A 20,992-nucleotide genomic window follows, 5' to 3' on the forward strand; every position below is an offset into this window, starting at 1 on the left:
TCCGAATAAAGAAGGGAAGATACGAGCATGCCAACACAATTTGAGGCAGGCACGTTTGATGTCATCGTAATTGGTGCAGGTCACGCAGGAGCAGAGGCAGCTTATGCTTCAGCTAAAATGGGTGCCAACACTTTAATGCTAACAATAAATTTAGATATGATTGCTTTTATGCCATGTAATCCATCTATTGGAGGTCCAGCAAAAGGGATTGTAGTACGCGAAATTGATGTGTTGGGTGGTTTAATGGCTCAAGTCATTGACCGTACACATATTCAAATGCGTATGCTTAACACAGGTAAGGGGCCAGCCGTACGTGCATTGCGTGCGCAAGCGGATAAAGTGCTTTACCAACAAGAGATTAAACGCATGTTAGAAGAACAAGAAAATTTAAAAATTCACCAAGCAATGGTTGAGGAGTTAATCGTTGAAGGTGATGAGGTACAAGGTGTAATTACGCAGATTGGTGCAATTTATCGCGCTAAAAAAGTAATCATTACAACAGGTACATTTTTACGTGGTGAAATTATTATTGGGGATATTAAGTACTCAAGTGGGCCTAATAACCAGCAGCCATCAATTAAACTAGCCGATAGTATTAAAAACTTAGGTTTTGATATGGTGCGCTTTAAAACGGGTACACCACCGCGTGTTAACAATCGTACAATTGATTATAGTAAAACAGAGATTCAACCAGGTGATGATGTGCCACGCGCATTTAGCTATGAGACAACAGAGTTTATTATGGACCAACTACCATGCTGGTTAACATATACAAGCCCAGAGACACATGAGATTATTGAAGAAAACCTTCATCTATCACCAATGTACTCAGGTATGATTAAAGGCAAGGGTCCACGTTATTGTCCATCAATTGAGGACAAAATTGTACGTTTTAATGACAAGCCACGTCATCAAATCTTTTTAGAGCCAGAAGGTCGTAATACGCGTGAAGTTTATGTACAAGGCTTATCAACAAGCTTACCTGAGCATGTACAACATCGTTTAATTGCATCAGTACCAGGCTTAGAAAAAGCAGAAATGATGCGTGCAGGTTATGCGATTGAGTATGACGCAGTAGTGCCTACACAACTATGGCCAACGTTAGAAACAAAAAAAGTGAAAAACCTTTACACAGCTGGTCAAATTAATGGTACATCAGGTTATGAAGAAGCGGCAGCACAAGGCTTAATGGCAGGTATTAATGCCGCAGCTAGTTTACTTGGTAAGCCAGAACTTATTTTAAGCCGTTCTGAAGCTTATATTGGTGTATTAGTTGATGACCTTGTAACAAAAGGAACAAGCGAGCCATACCGCCTGTTAACATCACGTGCAGAGTACCGCTTGTTATTACGTCATGATAATGCAGATATGCGTTTACTAGAAAAAGCATATGAGATTGGTATGATTCCTCAAGAGCGCTATGATAAGTTTGTCGAAAAGCGCCAACAAGTAGCGGATGAGATTGAGAAATTACGTACAGTTTTTGTTAAACCAAACGAAACAACGCAAGCCGCTATTATTGCAGCTGGTGGTACAGCGTTACGCGACGGTATCCGTGGCTCAGATTTATTAAAGCGCCCTGAGATGCATTATGATGTAGTAGCTTCACTTATCCCAGAGCTAGCAGACAATACATTGTCTGAAGAAGTAAAGGAACAAATCGAGATTCAATTAAAATATGAGGGTTATATTTCTAAGGCATTAAATGAAGTTGAAAAGCTTCACAAAATGGAAGGTAAAAAAATCCCTGAAAATATTGATTACGATGCAATTTCAGGTTTGGCTACAGAGGCTAAACAACAATTAAAAGAAGTTATGCCATTAACATTAGCACAGGCTTCACGTATCTCAGGTGTAAATCCTGCGGATATTTCGATTTTATTAGTTTACTTAGAGCAAGGTAAAATCGCTAAATTACAAGCATAATAAAATATAACGATGGCGAGCGCTAATTAGTAGTAGCTCGTCATCTATTTTTAAAGGAGAAATAGCATGAACGAACAACAATTTGTTGAGGCATTACGCGCTAAAGGTATCGAACTCAACGATACACAGATTGCGCAGTTTAAAAAATATTTTGAGCTATTAGTAGAGTGGAATGAAAAAATGAATCTCACTGCGATTACAGAAGAGGCTGAGGTTTATTTAAAGCATTTTTATGATTCAATTAGTGCAGCATTTTATTTTGATTTTACAAAGGTGACTACAGTTTGCGATGTGGGCGCAGGTGCAGGTTTCCCAAGCCTACCCATTAAAATTTGTTATCCACATCTTGAAGTAACTATTGTGGACTCTTTAAATAAGCGCATTACTTTTTTAAATCATTTAAGCGAAGAGCTGGGCTTATATAATACTAATTTTGTACATGCTCGTGCCGAAGAGTTTGGACAAAATAAAAAGTACCGTGAAACGTTTGATGTAGTTACTGCACGTGCTGTTGCACGTTTGTCAGTGCTAGCTGAGCTATGTGTACCAATTGCACGTGAAGGCGGTCAATTTGTCGCGTTAAAAGCAGCAGCAGGTCCTGAAGAATTAAAGGATGCAAAAAAAGCTATCCACACACTGGGGACAAAACTTGTGGATTCTTACGAATTTGTTTTGCCTGTTGAGGAAAGTGAACGCACGCTATATGTTTTTGACAAAGTGAAGTCGACACCTAAGAAGTACCCACGTAAGCCAGGGACACCCAACAAAACACCAATTCAATAAAAGAGACGATGTACTTTTTTGAGATTATCCGAAATAATAGAGTAAGAGATAGTTTATAAAAGGTGGTGCCAATTGGATGAGAAGCCCATTCTCACGTTTTTTTGGAGGCAATAGTAAAGAAGAGTCTCCACAAACGGAAGAAGCGGTAAGTGAGGCGGAGAAGGTAGTACATATTACAATCGACAACATTGTACCAAACCGTTTTCAACCGCGAACGATATTTGATGAGGAAAAAATTGATGAGCTTGCGCGTACGATTCATACACATGGTGTAATCCAGCCAATTGTTGTGCGTAGCACTCTCAATGACCAATACGAAATTATTGCGGGCGAGCGTAGGTTTCGTGCAATGAAGAAGCTACAGTGGCAACAAGTGCCTGCTATTGTACGTGTGATGAATGATAAAGAAACAGCCTCTGTTGCATTAATCGAAAACCTTCAGCGTGAGGAGCTAACAGCTATTGAAGAAGCCGTAGCTTATCAGAAGTTATTAGAGCTACATGGCTTAACGCAAGAAGCATTAGCACAGCGCTTAGGTAAGGGACAATCAACCGTAGCAAATAAATTACGTTTATTAAAGCTACCACAGCCTGTGCAACAGGCTATACTCGAACGCCAAATTACAGAGCGCCATGCGCGTGCTATTATTACCGCTAAGGCAGAGGAGTTACAGCTTACTTTATTAGCGCAAACAATTGCTAATGGTTGGAACGTGCGTCAGTTAGAGGAGCAAGTACAAGCAATGCTTTACCCCGATCAAGAGGATGCGCCAGTGCGCAAAAAGAAGGCGAAGCGTAAAGTAGTAAGCCGCGATGTGCGAATTGCATTAAATACAATTCGCCAATCGTTAACGATGGTAAGTGATAGCGGTATACAAGTAAAAACGGAGGAAGAAGATACAGATGAGTATTATCAAATCACTGTAAAAATTCCGAAAAAGAAAAAATAATTTAGGGGGCATACCATTGCGTATGCTCTTTATTTTTTTGTTAAACTAGCAAGTATTGAGGTGATAATTGTGAGTGATACGATGAAACGTATACCAAACGCTTTTTTTGTAGAGGATACTGTTAAGGCAGAGGATCCTATAACGATGATTCGTTGTCGACAAATGAAGCCTAATCCTTTTCAGCCGCGTCGTTATTTTGATGAGGAGGCACTACTAGAGCTATCGCGCTCCATCCGCATACATGGTATTTTGCAGCCAATTATTGTACGCAAAAATCATCGATATTATGAAATTGTTGCAGGTGAGCGTCGTTTTAGAGCAGCACAATTAGCAGGTTTGCAAGAGGTACCTGTAATTGTACGGGATTTTAATGAACGTGAGATGATGGAGCTTGCACTGCTCGAAAATTTACAGCGTGAAAATTTAACACCTATTGAAGAAGCAGAAGCTTATGAGGCATTGATTAAACATTTAGGCTTTACCCAAGAACAACTAGCTGAGCGAGTAGGTAAAAGTCGTCCGCATATTGCCAATCATTTACGTTTATTAAAGCTTCCACAGGTTGTGCGTAACTTTGTGGATAACGGTGAGCTAACAATGGGACATGGTAGAGCGTTAGCTGGTGTAAAATCTTCTGTAAAAATTGAGCAACTCGCACAGGTAGCGATGCAAAAACAATTAAATGTACGTCAATTGGAGCGCCTTGTGCAGGAACAAGCGCCAAAAGTAAAAGTTAAGCCGTCAATACAGCTGCAAGCTTTAGAAAATGAATTACAAGAGCAACTAGGTACCAAGGTAACAATTAAAAAGACTAAGCAAAAGGGTACGCTAGAGATTGATTTTTATTCACCTGCGGATTTACAGCGCATTGTGGATTTATTGTTAGGAGATGAGTAAGGCATGAATATTTTAGAATCAATGTGGCGACAGTTTTCACGTCGTTTTGTGGATAAGGTAACGTCCGAAGAATTATGGGATAACGTCTTTGAAGCAAGTATCCGTATTACATTAATTATTTTACTCGCATGGATTGTTGTGCAAGTAGGACGTTTTGTGATTCGTAAGGTATTTCGCTTTCGTGCAAATTTACCAGGTAATCATACAGAGCGCCGTAGAACAACTATTGAGCGCTTACTACAAAGTATTATTTCCTATGTTGTTTATTTTTCAGCCATTATGGCATCCTTATCAGCAGTAGGTATTAATATTGCCGGGCTGTTGGCTGGTGCTGGTATCGCTGGTCTAGCTATTGGTTTTGGTGCACAAAGTTTAGTAAAGGACGTTATTACAGGTTTCTTTATTATTTTTGAAGACCAATTTGGTGTGGGTGACTATATTCAAGTGGGTGGGCGTGAAGGTACAGTGATGGAGATTGGTTTACGCACAACTAAAGTAAAAGGAAACTTTGGTGAAATGCATATCATCCCAAATGGTGCGATAACAGATGTTATTAACTATTCACTGTCCAACTCCATTGCTAATATCGATTTTACTTTAGGTTATACAGCTGATATCGAAAAGGCAGAGCGCATTGTGCATCATTATTTGGAAACCTTGCCTGCTAAAAATGAAAATATTGTTACTGTGCCAACGCTTCTTGGGGTTCAAAATATGGGGGTTGGTGAAATGACATGGCGTATTTCTGTAGAGACCTTGCCATTACAACATTACGGGGTAGCTCGCATGATTCGTAAAGATTTAATTACGTTATTTGAAGACAATCATATTGATTTACCATACCCAAAAATGATGGTGTATGATCAAAATACGATGAACCGAAAAGGAGGGGCAGAGTAATGGAGAAGGCGTTTCACTTAAATGATGTGGTAGAAATGAAAAAGCCACATCCCTGCGGCGTAAATGCGTGGAAAATAATTCGTATGGGTGCTGATATTCGTATTAAATGTGAAGGCTGTCAGCATAGTGTGATGATTCCGCGACGTGAGTTTGAAAAGAAAATGAAAAAAGTTATTGTAGCAGCGCCACAAGCCGATTAGACTTTTAGTGTAGTTATCAATATAATAGTACAGATTAGAAAATGAGGAAGGTTGTGTCTTTCATGGCATTAACAGCTGGGATCGTAGGTTTACCTAACGTAGGTAAATCAACATTATTTAACGCAATTACAAAAGCAGGCGCATTAGCTGCAAACTATCCATTCGCAACGATTGACCCTAACGTAGGTATCGTTGAAGTACCTGATGCACGTTTAGATAAATTAACAGAATTAGTAGAACCTAAAAAAACTGTGCCAACAGCATTTGAGTTTACAGACATCGCAGGTATTGTTAAGGGTGCTTCTAAAGGTGAGGGACTTGGTAACAAATTCCTTTCACACATTCGTGAAGTGGACGCAATTTGCCAAGTAGTACGTTGCTTTGTAGACGAAAATATTACACACGTATCAGGTGCGGTAGATCCAATTGATGATATTGAAGTAATTAACCTAGAATTAATTTTAGCTGATTTAGAATCTGTGGAAAAACGTTACCAACGTGTGGAAAAATTGACACGTCAAAAAGATAAAGAAGCATTAACTGAAGAACCAGTGCTACGCAAAATTAAAGAAGCACTAGAAGCAGAGAAACCAGCGCGTTCTGTAGAGCTTACAGAAGACGAACTGAAAATTGTTAAGGGGCTACACTTATTAACAATTAAGCCAATGCTTTATGTAGCTAACGTAGCTGAGGATGAAGTAGCTGATGCAGCTAACAATGAGTATGTTAAAAAAGTACGTGAGTATGCGGAGGCTGAGGGCGCACAAGTAATTACAATCTGTGCACGCATTGAGGAAGAAATTTCGGAGCTTGAGGATGACGAGAAGGCTATGTTCCTAGAGGAGCTAGGTATTGAAGAGTCAGGTCTTGATCAATTAATCCGTTCTTCATACGACTTATTAGGTTTAGCAACTTACTTTACAGCTGGTGTTCAAGAGGTTCGTGCTTGGACATTCCGTAAAGGTATGAAAGCACCACAGTGTGCCGGCGTTATCCATACAGATTTTGAGCGCGGCTTTATTCGTGCCGAAACAGTAAGCTATGATGATTTAGTAGCAGCAGGCTCAATGCCAGCAGCAAAAGAAGCGGGTAAAGTTCGTTTAGAAGGTAAAGAGTATATCGTACAAGACGGCGATGTTATGTTATTCCGTTTTAACGTATAAAAAATAAAGCGACGAGCTCATGTGGGCTCGTCGCTTTTTTCATAAATAAATAAGCGAGGTTTTTCGGTATCGTCTTTCACTAACACGTGGTTTGGAAATTTGCGTAAGCCACGGTACATTTCGAAATCGCCTGCTGCACCACCTGTGAGTAACGCGCCTACGAAAATTAACGGGTAATTATCATAATAAAAACCAATAAGGGTTGGGAGCACAGCTGTTAGCCAAAAGGGTAGTAGTAGTGCAGCCTTCATTGCGCGATTACTTAAACATTTGGTAGTTGTAGCATAGGCTACACCAAGCTCAAGGTTTAAACCGAATTTAAGCGAGGTAAGCGGTGCACGACCAAAGAGAATGAAGCCAATTAAATGGCAAGCTTCATGTGCAATAATAAGTACTACATATAAAATTGTAGTCAATGCGATGGCTTTTAAAATAGCAAGTAAAGATAATTGAAGCGGGACACTACGAACGAACAGATGCACTACAGTGAAGGTTAAAAGCGTTAAGCCAGTAATGCGTAAACTGTCACGCATTACGTCGTCGATAGTAAGCTCAATTGTGTCGAGTAACTTCACATAAAAACCTCCTTGTGGTCAGTATAACACTTGTACATGAACTATCACTGTGTTACAATTCATTGATGTGAGTAATAATTATTACTTGCTCCTTGCTCAGGTAATTACTTGAGCCTAAGTCCATAAGGAGGTGTCCAACAGATGAGAAAATACGAATTAATGTACATCGTACGTCCAAGCATTGAAGACGAAGCTAAAAAGGCGTTAGTAGAGCGTTTCAACGAAATCCTAACAACTAATGGTGCAGAAGTTATCGAGTCAAAAGACTGGGGTAAACGTCGCCTAGCTTACGAAATCAATGATTTCCGTGAAGGTTACTACCAAATCGTGAAAGTTAATGCGCCAGCAGAAGCTATCAACGAGTACACACGTTTAGCTAACATTAGCGAAGATATCATTCGTCACATCGCAGTACGCGAAGACGATAAATAAGAATAACAACAATTGCTGAAAGGGAGGTTGCTTAGTATGATTAATAATGTTGTTCTCGTAGGTCGATTAACAAAAGACCCTGAATTACGTTACACACAAACGGGCATTGCAGTTGCTCGCTTTACTGTAGCAGTAAATCGTGCTTTTTCTAATCAACAAGGTGAAAAAGAAGCTGACTTTATTAGCTGTGTGGCATGGCGTAAACAAGCAGAAAACCTAGCTAACTTTATGCGTAAAGGTAGTCAGGTGGGTGTGGAAGGACGCATCCAAACAGGTAGCTATGATGACAAAGACGGTAAACGTGTTTACACGACTGAAGTTGTAGCAGACAGCATTCAATTTTTAGAGCCGCGTGGCGCAACTGGTGGCGGTGGTCAGTATACTGCACCAACACAACCAGCTGCACCACAACAAAATTACGGTGGACAACAAGGTTATGCCGCGCCGCAACAGCGTCCGCAACAAAACCAATATCAACAACAACCACCAATGAACCAGCAAAATTATACAAACATGAACGACGATCCATTTGCATCAGCCCCTAGTGGCAATGCAGGCGGTACAGTCGACATGTCAGACGACGACTTACCGTTCTAATCGTCTACCCTAAATCGAAAAGGAGGCTACACACTATGGCACCACGTCGCGGAGGCCGCAAACGCCGTAAAGTTTGCTACTTCACTTCGAATAACATTACGCACATCGACTACAAAGATGTTGACTTACTTAAAAAGTTCATCTCTGAGCGCGGTAAAATTTTACCACGTCGCGTAACAGGTACATCTGCTAAATACCAACGTAAACTTACATCTGCAATCAAAGTTTCTCGTATTATGGCATTACTACCATTCGTTGCAGAAGAAAAATAATTCAATTGAAGCGCTATCTGAAGGTTTTACTTTCAGATAGTGCTTTTTTGTTTCTTGTAATCATAAAATGGTACAATAAGCTAATAAGTTTGTAATCAAAGGAAGGTTTTATATGCCAAGTACAAAAAATCAATCGCTCGTTTATGGTGCGATGATGACAGCACTATTTGTCATATTATTATTTATGACAGCGTTTATACCTGTGGTTTCATTCTTTACCGCATTTATTACACCGCTGCCTTTAATGTGGTACGGTGCTAAATTTGACCGTAAGCAAACGTTACTTGTAGGTGTAGTAGCCATATTACTCGGCTCGCTACTCGGTGGTATTGTAATACTGCCAGCTGCACTATCATTTGCAGTAATTGGGGTGGTTGTTGGTATTGCGATTCAATCAAATTACAGCAAGATAGGGTTGTTAATGACAACAGGGTTAACAGTGCTTGCTATTACAGTTGTAATGTATGTTGCACTTATGCAATTTTTAGCCATTGATGTTATTACAGAAATGTTAGCAACAACACGTGAGTCTTACCTTAAAATGAATGAAGCTTTTTTAACTACATCAGGTAAAGAAGCAATGAGCGAGGCAGATATTGATAAACTCATCATGATGTTAGAGGCGTTAATCCCAGCGTTACTTACGCTGTCGTCTTTCTTAATGGCTTTTATTATGTTAAGCGTGAGTTTGCCAATTTTACAGCGATTAGGTATCAAGGTACCTAAGTTTTCACCATTTAAAGATATGCGTTTGCCACGCGCTGTTTTATGGTATTACCTTGTAGTAGTAACAGTGAAACTCTTTGCTAACCCTGAGGTAGGCTCAACACTGTATACTGTGACGTATAATTTTGATGTCATACTAAGTGTATTATTAGTGTTACAGGCATTCTCGTTAATCCAGTATTATTTAGCTTCACGAGGCATGTCGAGTGTAGTGGGTATTATTATTTGCGTGCTCTTACTACCTTTGTTCCCGCTATTAGTATTAGTTGGTGTGCTTGATTTAGGTATGGACATCCGTACATTTATTACGAACAAAATAAAAAAATAGGAGGTGCGCTTTAATGAATGATTATCGCAATCGCCCTTTACGCTACCCAGTAGCTGCACTGACGATTTTTGGTTTTATCATATTTGCGGTGCTGTGCATTTGGCATTTAGGTATCGCCTTCGCATTTATTAGTAGTTATAGTGCCCTCATTATTTATTTATGGAAGGTCGAAACAGAGGTTCATCAATCAACGGAGCGTCACATTGAAGAGCTATCGCATCGCGTAAAGGATGTTGGGCGTGAGGCACTGCTTGAGCTACCGATAGGTATTGTTTTGATTGATAGTGACCATCAAATCGAGTGGGTAAATCCATTTATCTTAAATATGTTAAGTGTAGAAACCGTTTTAGGCGAAGACATCCTTGCTATATCAGATGAGCTAGGAGCTATTGTGAAAAATGGTGAGGAAGACATCGTGGATACTACGCTAACTTTACGGGAGCGTAAGTATAATGTGACTTATAAACGTCGCGAGCGATTATTGTACTTCTTTGATGTAACAGAAAAAGTAGAATACGAGACGCAGTACTATGCAGACCGTACCGTAATTGGTGTATTGCTGATAGATAACTATGATGAGTTAACGCAGGCAATGGATGATCAACGTCGTGGTTTAACAAATACGCTTATTACCTCAATCGTTAATAGTTGGGCAGCGGATTATGATATTTTTGTTAAGCGTATTTCATCGGACCGTTTTATTACAGTGTTAAATGAAAGTATATTGCATCGTCTTGAGCAAAAGAAATTTGATATTTTGGATACGATGCGAGAACGCACAGCTAAAAAAAACCTATCGCTAACTTTAAGTATTGGTATTGGCGAAGGGTCATCTTCATTAGTAGAGCTTGGCGTGCTTGCTCAGTCGAGCTTAGACTTAGCATTAGGACGCGGAGGCGATCAAGTTGCTATTAAGCAACCTAATGGTAAGTTCCGCTTTTATGGCGGCAAAACTAATCCAGTCGAAAAGCGCACGCGTGTTAGAGCACGCGTTATCTCCCATGCCTTGCGTGATTTAATACAGGAAAGTGACCAAGTTTTTGCGATGGGTCATGCTAATCCTGATATGGACTCTATTGGTGCATCTATTGGGGTGCGCAAAATGGCGGAAATGAATAAGGTTGCAGGTTATGCGGTTATTAATAAAGATGATATGAATGGTAGTGTCGTTCGATTAATGGACGAAATTGAACGTAAATCGGATTTTTATGACACCTTTTTATCTCCAGATGAGGTATTAGCCAAAATGACCGACAAATCTCTAGTTGTGGTAGTGGATACGCATAAGCCATCTATGGTAGTGGACCCACGTATTGTAAAGCGAGCAGAGAAGGTTGTAGTTATTGACCATCATCGTCGTAGTGAAGACTTTATTGATAATCCAACACTTGTATATATGGAGCCTTATGCTTCATCTACGGCAGAGCTAGTTACAGAGCTACTTGAGTACCAACCAACCGAAAAGCATTTAGATATGCTTGAGGCAACCGCAATGCTTGCAGGGATTATTGTAGATACAAAAAGCTTTACGCTCCGCACAGGCTCACGTACATTTGATGCCGCCTCATATTTACGTGCTAAAGGCGCAGATACGATTTTGGTACAGCGTTTGTTAAAAGAGGATGTCGAAACTTATATTGAGCGCTCTAAAATTGTACAAAGTGTGGAGTTCTTCCGTCCTGGTATTGCCATTGCTAATGCTGAGGATAATCGTGTGTATAACTCTGTATTAATTGCGCAAACGGCAGATATTTTATTAACGATGAAAGATGTAAGCGCATCGTTTGTCATAGCCCATCGTGCAGATGGTATGATAGGGATAAGCGCACGTTCTTTAAGTGATATTAATGTACAGCTCGTTATGGAGAAGCTCGGTGGTGGGGGCCATTTAACAAATGCCGCTTGCCAAATGGAAGCTAACTCGATTGACGAGGTAAAAGGTTACTTAAAGAAAGCCATAATAGAAGTTGTTGAAGGGAGTTCTGGACAATGAAAGTCGTATTTTTAAAAGATGTAAAAGGTAAAGGTAAAAAAGGTGAGGTTAAAGAGGTAGCAGTAGGCTACGCACAAAACTTTTTAATTAAAAATGGCTACGCAGTAGAGGCATCAACACAAGCGATGTCACAACTGCAAGGTCAAAAACGCCTTGAAGAAAAAAATGCAGCTGCAGAATTAGCAGAGGCACAGGCACTAAAAGAAAAATTAGAAGCCTTAACAATCGAAATGACAGCAAAGTCTGGTGAGGGTGGTCGTTTATTTGGCTCAATCTCAACAAAACAAATTGCTGATACGTTACAAAAAAAACACGGTATTAAAATTGATAAACGTAAAATGTCATTAAGCGATGGTATCCGTGCATTAGGTTATACCAATGTACCTGTAAAGCTTCATAACGAAGTAAATGCTACGCTAAAAGTACACGTTACTGAGGAGTAATAATGAATGAGTGATGCAATGATAGAACGCGTGCCGCCACATAATAAGGAGGCGGAGCAGTCCATTATCGGTGCGATTTTTTTACAGCCAGAGTCATTGATTGTTGCTTCGGAACGCTTACAACCCCAAGACTTTTATCAAACAGCTCACCAACAAATCTTTGAGGTGATGCTAGAGTTAAGCGACAAGGGAAGCCCTGTAGACGTTGTGACGGTAAGCGAAGTCTTTGCTGCACGTAAAGCACTTGAGGAAATTGGCGGGCTAGGGTATTTATTAGATCTATCTAATGCCGTACCAACAGCTGCCAATGTTGAGTATTATGCAGATATTGTGAGCGAAAAGAGCGTGCTTCGTCGTTTAATCCGTACAGCAACAAAAATTGTTGATGACGGTTATATGCGCGAGGATGAGGTTGGTGAGCTTTTATCAGACGCCGAACGTTCTATTATGGAGGTCGCAAACAAACGTAATGCGAGCGATTTTAGGCATATTGAGGGCGTGCTACATGAGACGTTCGATAATATCGAAAAAATGCATCAAAATAAAGGCGATGTTACAGGGATTTCTACAGGCTATGTAGATTTAGATAAAATGACAGCAGGTTTTCAGCGTAATGATTTAATTATTGTAGCTGCCCGTCCTTCGATGGGTAAAACTGCTTTTGCCTTAAACATTGCACAAAATGCTGCTGTTCGTTCTAAGCAAAACGTTGCGATTTTTTCATTAGAGATGGGTGCTGAGCAATTGGTGATGCGTATGCTTTGTGCAGAAGGTTTAATTGATGCACAACGCTTACGTACAGGCTCTCTCGAAAACGAAGACTGGAGCAAGTTGATGCTTGCGATTGGTAGCTTATCGAAGTCAGGCATTTACATTGATGACTCACCGGGCTTACGTGTTAACGAAATCCGCGCGAAGTGCCGTCGTTTGTATCAAGAAAGTGGCTTAGATATGATTTTAATTGACTATCTACAGCTTATCCAAGGTAGTGGTCGCCCTGGCGAAAACCGCCAGCAAGAAGTATCTGAGATTTCGCGTTCATTAAAAGCATTAGCGCGTGAGCTTAAAGTGCCTGTTATTGCTCTATCACAGCTATCTCGTGGTGTGGAGCAACGACAGGATAAACGCCCAATGATGAGTGATTTACGTGAGTCAGGAAGTATTGAGCAAGATGCGGATATTGTGTCTTTCCTTTATCGTGATGATTATTACAATAAGGAAGAAGATACACCGCCTAATGACTTAATCGAAATTATTTTGGCAAAGCAGCGTAATGGTCCTACAGGCACAGTAAAATTAGCCTTTAATAAACAGTTTAATAAGTTCTCCAATTATACTGGTGAAGATGTACCAGCGTATTAATAAAAAGAGCAGCCCACCAGTTATTTGTAAAAATATTGTCACTTTACAATAGCTCAACAATATAACAGTATAGTAAGGTGATAAGGGAGGTAATAAAATGAAAGAACAGAAAAAAAGAAATTTAAAGCCCTATTTTCTCGGTTTATCGTTTATCGTGCTAATTGGCGTATTATTATTGCCAACACCAGATGACCTGCCGATTATGGGGCACAGAGCATTAGCAGTACTTGCCTTTGCGATTATTTTATGGGTGACAGAAGCTGTAACTTATCCTGTAAGTGCGGCAATGATTGTTTCTTTATTAACATTATTACTAGGGTTATCACCGAAAATGGATAATCCCGATGAGCTACTAACAACGAAGGAAGCGTTAAAGATGGCGCTTGGTGGGTTTGCTAGTCCAGCGGTAGCATTAGTTGCAGGTGCGCTCTTCTTAGCAGCAGCCATGCAGGCAACCAATCTACATAAGCGTTTGGCCTTGTATATTTTATCGAAGGTAGGCGCTAAAACAGGAGCTATTGTATTTGGTGCAATTTTAGTATCTATTATTTTAGCTTTCTTCGTGCCAAGTGCGACGGCTCGTTCGGGCGCTATCGTACCAATTTTATTAGGTATGGTCGCGGCGTTTGGTTTACCAGCCAACAGTCGACTAGGTGCATTACTTATTATTACCGCAGTTCAATCTATTTCGATTTGGAACGTAGGTATTAAAACAGCAGCTGCTCAAAACATGGTGGCGCTTGACTTTATTTATGAACAATTTGGTGTGGATGTATCTTGGGGGCAATGGTTTATTTATGCAGCGCCTTGGTCAATCATCATGTCGATTGTTTTATACTTTGTGATGATCAATGTCATTAAGCCAGAAACAAAAGTGCTTGAGGGCGGTACGGATATTGTACAAAAAAATCTTAAAGAACTAGGGCCACTGCGTGCAGAAGAAAAACGCTTGATTATTATTTCATTAGCGTTATTATTCTTTTGGGCAACAGAGAAGCGCTTCCACCCATTTGACTCTACAACCGTAACGATTGTAGCTGTAGCAGTTTTATTATTACCAAAGATTGGCGTATTTACTTGGAAGCAAGTAGAGAAGTTAATTCCGTGGGGGACAATTATTGTCTTTGCGGTGGGTATTGCACTCGGCTCGATTTTACTTGCGACAGACGGAGCACAGTGGTTGTCAGATAAAATGTTTGGTGTAATGGGCTTAGATAGTATGCCACTACTTGCGACAATCGCATTACTCGCGCTGTTTAACATTTTAATTCATTTAGGATTTGCGAGTGCCACGGCGCTAGCTCGGCATTAATCCCAATTGTATTAGTGCTAGCTTCAACGCTTGGCTCAGATGTGAACCCAGTAGGCTTTGTATTAATTCAACAATTTGTTATTAGTTTTGGTTTCCTATTACCTGTTAACGCACCGCAAAATATGCTGGCGTATGGTACGGGATCATTTACAGTTAAAGACTTCTTTAAAGCGGGTCTACCAATTACGATTATTGGTTATGTACTCATCCTAATTTTCAGTGCAACATACTGGAAATGGATTGGCTTACTATAAGAAAAAAAGACGGGCCCACAGTTTGAAGTGGGCTCGTCTTTTTTAGTGGATATCTTTTTTCTTAAAGCGTCCACCACTAACTTCAGCGATATTACCAATCGCTAGGAAGGCGTGTGGATCAATTTCTTCGACAATTGTTTTGAGTTTAGATTCTTCGATACGTGTAATGACAGTAAAGATAACTTTTTTATCATCACCTGTATAAGCGCCTTCACCATGTAAGAAAGTTACACCACGACCAAGGCGGTCCATGATAGCTTGTCCAATTTCGTCAGTTTCGTCACTAATGATGTAGATGGATTTAGATTCTTCAAGACCTTGTATGACCACATCTATCATTTTAGAGGCAATGTAGTAGGCCATAATAGAGTACATAGCTTGTTGCCAAGAGAAAATAAAACCAGCTGCTGAGAAAATAATAACGTTCATAAACATTACGATTTCACCAACAGAGAAAGGTAGCTTGCGGTTAAATAAAATTGCTAAAATTTCTGTACCATCAAGTGAGCCACCATAACGAATTACAATACCAACACCTGTACCAAGCACAATACCGCCAAATACAGTAGCTAGTAATGAATCAGTAGTAAACGGCTCTAAATTATGTAAGCCAATTGTTGTTACTGATAGAGTTGTGATACCAATACCTGTTAAAATCGCGAAGGTTTTACCAAGTTGCTTATAGCCTAAAAAGATGAAGGGAATATTAAGTACGAAGATGAATAACCCGAGTGGTAGAGAAAGTAAGTGGGACATGATAATCGAGATACCAACGATACCGCCATCCATGATTTGGTTAGGTACTAAAAATAACTCTAATCCTACTGCCATAATCATGGCACCAATCATAACCATAATTATTTTTCGGGCAAATATAATTTTTGATGAGCGCTTTTTGCCCTTGGGCGCTCTTAATGCTGTGTCTGTCACATTGCATCTCTCCTATTCGTAGTGCTGCTGTTTTATTTTACCCAAGTACGTGCCAAGTAAAAAGCAATAACACCAAATATTTTATAGTTATCATATTTCCTAGGAAATACACACAGAGTACAATAATGCAAATCCGCTAAAACAATGATACAGTAAAGGGTAGTGCAAACAATTAAAATGATGGAAATTATAGATGAAAAAACAAAAGGGGATGACCTAATGGACAAGACAATACTCGTTGTAGACGATGAAAAGCCGATTGCGGATATTTTACAATTTAATCTCCAAAAAGAAGGCTATAAAGTAATTTGCGCCTATGATGGCGAAGAGGCATTAGAGAAGGTAGAGGAAGAACAACCTGATTTAATGTTGTTAGATATTATGTTACCTAAGCGAGATGGCATGGATGTATGTCGTGAGATTCGTAAAAAATATGATTTTCCGATTATTATGCTAACAGCGAAAGGTTCTGAGATTGATAAGGTACTAGGGCTTGAAATGGGCGCGGATGATTATGTAACAAAGCCATTTAGTACGCGCGAACTTATTGCACGCGTTAAGGCTAATATGCGTCGTCTTCAAGTACAAAATACGGTAGAAGAAGAGCAACCAGTCAATAATAACATTGAAATAGGTATGCTTATTATTCAACCAGAGGCGTATATGGTACGTAAGCGTGATGAAGCTATTGAGCTAACACATCGTGAGTTTGAACTACTACATTATTTAGCGAAACATATTGGGCAAGTTATGACGCGTGAGCATTTACTCCAAACGGTTTGGGGTTATGATTATTTTGGTGATGTGCGTACAGTTGATGTAACGATTCGTCGCTTACGCGAAAAAATTGAAGATAACCCAAGTCACCCAGCGTGGATTGTTACGCGACGAGGCGTAGGTTACTACTTACGAAATCCTGAGCAGGAGTAAAGTGAATGGAAAAAGTTAGCTTTTTTAAATCTGTACATGTCAAGGTAGTGCTGATTTATATCCTATTGATTTTATTAGCCCTACAAATTATAGGGCTTTATTTTTCTAAGGGGCTTGAAGAAAACTTAAAAACAAATTTTAAGGAGTCCATTGAGCAACGCTCGGAGCTTGTACAGTACAATATCCGAGAAGAAATATTAAAAGAACGTGATGAGAGTATGCCTAAGCTCGAAAATGCGCTTAGTCCGATTTTGCGTGAGTTTGCGACGGACGATATTTTACGTGTGCAGGTGATTGATGAGCATAATCAAATTATTGCTACCTCTGGGGGCAATAACCAAAGCATGGTAGGTCAACGTACAACGATTGATCTTGTTCGTCGTGCAATTTCGTTAGAAGCGCGCTCAGAAACAATCTCATTAGATAAGCAAACGAATAACCGTATTTGGGTACTTGTTAAACCAATACGTGAGGGTGTCGGACCTAACGGTGAAGCAGGCGATGTTATTGGTGCAATATATATTGAGGCTGATATTGAGAAGGTCTTTAAGCAATTAAGTGAAATTAACGGTATTTTTGCTTTAGGCACTGCTATGTCACTTGGTATTACGATTATTTTAGGTATTTTAATTGCGCGTACTATTACACGTCCGATTTCGGATATGCGTAAGCAAGCGCAGGCCATGTCTCGTGGCAACTTCTCACGTAAAGTACGTGTATATGGCTCTGACGAAATTGGTCAGCTAGCGATTGCCTTTAACCACTTAACTAATCGTTTACAAGAGTCACAAGCGACAACTGAGTCGGAGCGCCGTAAGCTAACTTCCGTTATGAGTAATATGACAGACGGCGTTATTGCGACGGACCGTAAAGGTAATATCGTATTAATTAATGAGCCAGCCTTACAACTCCTATCTTCTTCTTTTGAAGAAACAATAGGGCGTCCAATTACAACAGTGCTAGGTATTGAACAAGATTATGATTATACCTTCGAGAACCTCATTAATATGAAGGAACCATTAAATCTTGACTTTAGTACAGATGAGACACCGTATATTTTACGAGCGATGTTTTCTGTAACACAAAAGGAAACCGGCTTTGTGAATGGATTGATTGCGGTACTGCATGATATTACCGAGCAGGAAAAAATCGATATGGAGCGCCGCGAGTTTGTAGCTAATGTATCGCATGAGCTACGTACACCACTTACGACAATGCGTAGCTATTTAGAGGCGTTAGCGGATGGTGCGTGGAAGGACGAGAATATTGCGCCAGCCTTTTTAGAGGTAACACAAACGGAAACAGAGCGTATGATTCGTTTAGTAAATGATTTATTACAACTCTCAAGCATGGACAGTCAAGATTACGAGCTAAACAAAGAGTGTGTGATATTTAATAAATTCTTTAACCGTATTATTGATCGTTTTGAGATGTCAAAATCACAGGAAGTGACGTTTACTCGTTTAATTCCTGAAAAATCCTACTATGTGGATATTGATACAGATAAGCTAACACAGGTAATTGATAATATTATTTCGAATGCGATGAAGTACTCACCAGATGGCGGCAATATCCGCTTTGGCTTAATCGAAGAGGGCGCTATGCTGAAAGTAATGATTGCAGACGATGGTATGGGTATACCAAAGGAAAATGTTGATCGTATTTTTGACCGCTTCTATCGTGTTGACCGTGCACGTGCACGATCAATGGGTGGTACAGGTTTAGGCCTTGCTATTGCGCGCGAAATGATTGAAGCGCACGGCGGTAAAATTTGGGCAGAGAGTGATGAAGGTAAAGGCACAACGGTCTTCTTCACCTTGCCATATGATACACAAATTTTTGATGAGGATGGTGAGTGGGCGTGATGAAGTATATCGAGCATATAAAATCAGTCGTCTTATTTTTGCTCGTTATGTCGAGCATCACCCTTACCTTTGTCATTTGGTCTTATACACCAGCGTATAAATCCATCGAACAAACGACCAATAATGCCACAGTGATTGGTACGAAAAAAAATATTGAAAGTGTAGTGAAACCGTATCGCATGCTGTATTACCAAAATGATGAGTTTACAGCGACCACATTACCAAAACATATGGATAATGCACTCGCATCTTTCCGTAATTGGAAGGATATTGAGATTGAGCGTGTACCTGATATTACGCCGATTCGTTTAAATGATATGAAGCGTGAAAACAATCGGGTCACAATTGATTTTGCAGGTGCGATACCATTTGGTAGCTTTAATAAAATTTTTATTGGCTCGGAGCATGAGTTACCAGAAACGACATTTGAAAGCATGGTCATTGATTGGAAAAGCTATAAGGAAAACCAATTACAACTCTTTTTTATAAGTGCGGGGCAAACGGTAGTATATCGTGCAACCGTAACGTTAACAGACGGAAATGCTTTTTATACAAATGTCGTAGAGGGCTCGCAGCGCTACCCTAAATATCGTGAGATAGAGCGTACAGCTAGTCGTTCACTCTATGTACCAGATAAGCCAGTGAAAGCATTGCAGTACACGTATTATATTGACGAAACTTCAACAGAGGCATTTAAAAATATTTTATTTACAAAGCCAAGTATTGTACAACGTAATGGTGATGATAGTAGTAATCAAAAATATACAGATGGTATGGGCTTAATGACGCTTGATGCCACGCGTAAGTCACTAAATTTTGTGTATCCAGCAGCAGGGGCACGCGCTATGATTAATGCTACCGACTTGTTAGACCGTAGTTTTGAGTTTATTAATGAACATGGTGGGATGACAGCTGATTACCGTGTAACTTCAGTAGCGCCCGAAACAAGCCGTGTAGATTACCAACTGTTTATGGATGGTAACCCAGTCTTTAGTGATGATATTATTACTACTATTTCAACAACATGGGGGCAGAAGCGGATTTTCCGTTATAACCGTCCTTACTATAAGCTCGATAAGGATTTTACTTCGGATGACGATATGATTACTTTAGAGGATGGCCCAACCACTGTGCAGCATATCCAACAATATAAAGGGATTTTATTTTCTGATATTGAGGAGCTAATTGTAGGTTATTATTTAACGCGTGATGAGCATAAAAAAATCTTCACCTTAACACCTTGTTGGTACGTTAATGTCCAAGGTGACTGGTTACGTGTTGCACACGATGAGCTAGGAGGCGATTTTATTGGATTGGAATAAAACCAAAACCATTTTCATTATCGTATTTATTGTAATGAACGCCTTCTTGTACTCACTATATAAGGACCGTTACCAAGAGGCGCAAAATGTGGAGGAGTTAGGCGAAAAATCCATCGAAACGCGTCTAAAGGATGACAAAATTACGCATCCTGTTTTTTCAAACTCACCTAATAAAATTCCGTATATTTCAGCAGAGATTTTAAACTTTAAAGAAGCTAACTTAACGTTAACAAATCAAGATTTTTATTTTTATAATAATGATACACGTTTGCACAGCACATTAATTAAGCCAGTAAAGCTACGCAATATAAAGGACAATGATAGCTTTAGAGAGTTTGTATCAGAGAGTGTGTATAAAGGCTCTGATTACGCCCTATGGGAAATTAATCGAGATGAGCGCAAGGCGACCTTCTTCCAACGAGTGAAGGACCGTACGATTTATTACAATGAACACGGCTTACTTGAAGTGTATTGGAATGACCGTAATGAAGTAACACGTTACGAACAAACCGTACTTAAAAATATTGAGTCACTTGAACAAAGTGACAATGTAATGCCAGAGTCACAAGTAGTGCGCGCATTATATGACAAGGGCTTGCTTCGACCTGAAACAACCATTGTGCATATGAAGCTAGGCTATTCCACTTTAGTGCCCTTAACAGAAACACAAGTATTTGTGCCAACGTGGGAGGTACGCTTGCATTTACCTGATGACACCATTGAAACACACTTTGTTAATAATAGCGTAGAGGGTAAGGTAGTTGATTTAACAACCCCACGCGAGGAAGCAAAGGAAACAGAACTAGAAGACAAGGATTAGAAAGAGTGATAAC

At 39.8% G+C, this 20,992-nt stretch carries 20 protein-coding genes and 1 pseudogene; 19 read left to right on the plus strand and 2 right to left on the minus strand.

The window, feature by feature from the left end:
- Window positions 1-27: 27 nt before the first annotated feature.
- The 7 genes from mnmG to ychF all read left to right on the plus strand — a co-directional run bounded on the left by mnmG (window position 28) and on the right by ychF (window position 6,818).
- Window positions 28-1,926: a tRNA uridine-5-carboxymethylaminomethyl(34) synthesis enzyme MnmG gene (gene mnmG / locus CH76_RS04990; RefSeq protein WP_036143791.1), complete on the plus strand. Its 1,899-nt coding sequence runs from the start codon at window positions 28-30 to the stop codon at window positions 1,924-1,926.
- Between the two features lie 66 nt (window positions 1,927-1,992).
- Window positions 1,993-2,709: a 16S rRNA (guanine(527)-N(7))-methyltransferase RsmG gene (gene rsmG / locus CH76_RS04995; protein ID WP_036143793.1), complete on the plus strand. Its 717-nt coding sequence runs from the start codon at window positions 1,993-1,995 to the stop codon at window positions 2,707-2,709.
- A 76-nt stretch (window positions 2,710-2,785) separates the two neighbouring features.
- Window positions 2,786-3,658, plus strand: a complete 873-nt coding sequence (gene noc / locus CH76_RS05000; protein ID WP_036143795.1) for a nucleoid occlusion protein — start codon at window positions 2,786-2,788, stop codon at window positions 3,656-3,658.
- Window positions 3,659-3,739: 81 nt separating this feature from the next.
- A complete protein-coding gene (locus tag CH76_RS05005; RefSeq protein ID WP_081892628.1) occupies window positions 3,740-4,555 on the plus strand; it encodes a ParB/RepB/Spo0J family partition protein in 816 nt (271 codons plus the stop codon).
- 3 nt (window positions 4,556-4,558) lie between these two features.
- The gene (locus CH76_RS05010) at window positions 4,559-5,455 is read left to right on the plus strand and encodes a mechanosensitive ion channel family protein (protein ID WP_036143799.1); all 897 of its coding nucleotides are present in this window, start codon (window positions 4,559-4,561) and stop codon (window positions 5,453-5,455) included.
- Complete coding sequence (locus CH76_RS05015; protein WP_036143801.1) at window positions 5,455-5,655, plus strand: DUF951 domain-containing protein; 201 nt, start codon at window positions 5,455-5,457, stop codon at window positions 5,653-5,655. The genes CH76_RS05010 and CH76_RS05015 overlap by 1 nt, the downstream gene beginning before the upstream one ends.
- 62 nt (window positions 5,656-5,717) lie before the next feature.
- The gene (gene ychF, locus CH76_RS05020) at window positions 5,718-6,818 is read left to right on the plus strand and encodes a redox-regulated ATPase YchF (protein WP_036143803.1); all 1,101 of its coding nucleotides are present in this window, start codon (window positions 5,718-5,720) and stop codon (window positions 6,816-6,818) included.
- Window positions 6,819-6,835: 17 nt separating this feature from the next.
- Here ychF and CH76_RS05025 read toward each other — a convergent pair whose 3' ends face one another.
- Window positions 6,836-7,393: a DUF3267 domain-containing protein gene (locus CH76_RS05025; RefSeq protein WP_036143806.1), complete on the minus strand. Its 558-nt coding sequence runs from the start codon at window positions 7,391-7,393 to the stop codon at window positions 6,836-6,838.
- A 141-nt stretch (window positions 7,394-7,534) separates the two neighbouring features.
- On the opposite strand from CH76_RS05025, the gene rpsF reads away from it, so the two are divergent.
- From rpsF to CH76_RS05065, 8 genes and pseudogenes are all read left to right on the plus strand, one after another.
- Entirely contained in the window at window positions 7,535-7,825 is a 291-nt protein-coding gene (gene rpsF / locus CH76_RS05030; protein ID WP_036143807.1) for a 30S ribosomal protein S6, read from the plus strand.
- A gap of 36 nt (window positions 7,826-7,861) precedes the next feature.
- Complete coding sequence (ssb, locus tag CH76_RS05035) at window positions 7,862-8,422, plus strand: single-stranded DNA-binding protein (protein WP_036143818.1); 561 nt, start codon at window positions 7,862-7,864, stop codon at window positions 8,420-8,422.
- Window positions 8,423-8,457: 35 nt separating this feature from the next.
- Window positions 8,458-8,694: a 30S ribosomal protein S18 gene (gene rpsR, locus CH76_RS05040; RefSeq protein ID WP_008408354.1), complete on the plus strand. Its 237-nt coding sequence runs from the start codon at window positions 8,458-8,460 to the stop codon at window positions 8,692-8,694.
- Between the two features lie 112 nt (window positions 8,695-8,806).
- On the plus strand, window positions 8,807-9,748 hold the full coding sequence (locus CH76_RS05045) for a YybS family protein (protein ID WP_036143822.1): 942 nt from the start codon (window positions 8,807-8,809) through the stop codon (window positions 9,746-9,748).
- A 13-nt stretch (window positions 9,749-9,761) separates the two neighbouring features.
- A complete protein-coding gene (locus CH76_RS05050) occupies window positions 9,762-11,741 on the plus strand; it encodes a DHH family phosphoesterase (protein ID WP_036143824.1) in 1,980 nt (659 codons plus the stop codon).
- Window positions 11,738-12,184: a 50S ribosomal protein L9 gene (gene rplI, locus CH76_RS05055; protein WP_036143825.1), complete on the plus strand. Its 447-nt coding sequence runs from the start codon at window positions 11,738-11,740 to the stop codon at window positions 12,182-12,184. Before CH76_RS05050 ends, rplI begins: the two co-directional genes overlap by 4 nt.
- Window positions 12,185-12,190: 6 nt before the next feature.
- Window positions 12,191-13,546, plus strand: coding sequence for a replicative DNA helicase (dnaB, locus tag CH76_RS05060; RefSeq protein ID WP_036143827.1), 1,356 nt, complete (start codon window positions 12,191-12,193; stop codon window positions 13,544-13,546).
- A gap of 97 nt (window positions 13,547-13,643) precedes the next feature.
- Window positions 13,644-15,112 (plus strand): annotated as a pseudogene (locus tag CH76_RS05065) (DASS family sodium-coupled anion symporter).
- Between the two features lie 42 nt (window positions 15,113-15,154).
- Here CH76_RS05065 and CH76_RS05070 read toward each other — a convergent pair.
- The gene (locus CH76_RS05070; RefSeq protein WP_081892629.1) at window positions 15,155-15,967 is read right to left on the minus strand and encodes a YitT family protein; all 813 of its coding nucleotides are present in this window, start codon (window positions 15,965-15,967) and stop codon (window positions 15,155-15,157) included.
- Window positions 15,968-16,261: 294 nt separating this feature from the next.
- Between CH76_RS05070 and yycF the strand changes: the two genes are divergently transcribed.
- The 4 genes from yycF to CH76_RS05090 are packed head-to-tail and all read left to right on the plus strand — an operon-like array spanning window position 16,262 to window position 20,979.
- Window positions 16,262-16,972, plus strand: a complete 711-nt coding sequence (gene yycF / locus CH76_RS05075; RefSeq protein WP_036143832.1) for a response regulator YycF — start codon at window positions 16,262-16,264, stop codon at window positions 16,970-16,972.
- A gap of 5 nt (window positions 16,973-16,977) precedes the next feature.
- The gene (gene walK, locus CH76_RS05080; protein ID WP_036143833.1) at window positions 16,978-18,837 is read left to right on the plus strand and encodes a cell wall metabolism sensor histidine kinase WalK; all 1,860 of its coding nucleotides are present in this window, start codon (window positions 16,978-16,980) and stop codon (window positions 18,835-18,837) included.
- Entirely contained in the window at window positions 18,837-20,159 is a 1,323-nt protein-coding gene (locus CH76_RS05085) for a YycH family regulatory protein (protein WP_235190354.1), read from the plus strand. Before walK ends, CH76_RS05085 begins: the two co-directional genes overlap by 1 nt.
- Window positions 20,146-20,979 (plus strand): two-component system regulatory protein YycI, encoded by an 834-nt coding sequence (locus CH76_RS05090; protein WP_036143837.1) that lies wholly within the window; start codon window positions 20,146-20,148, stop codon window positions 20,977-20,979. The genes CH76_RS05085 and CH76_RS05090 overlap by 14 nt, the downstream gene beginning before the upstream one ends.
- Window positions 20,980-20,992 lie beyond the last annotated feature (13 nt).

This window comes from Lysinibacillus sp. BF-4, from assembly GCF_000743635.1.
GTDB classification, from domain to species: domain Bacteria; phylum Bacillota; class Bacilli; order Bacillales_A; family Planococcaceae; genus Metalysinibacillus; species Metalysinibacillus saudimassiliensis.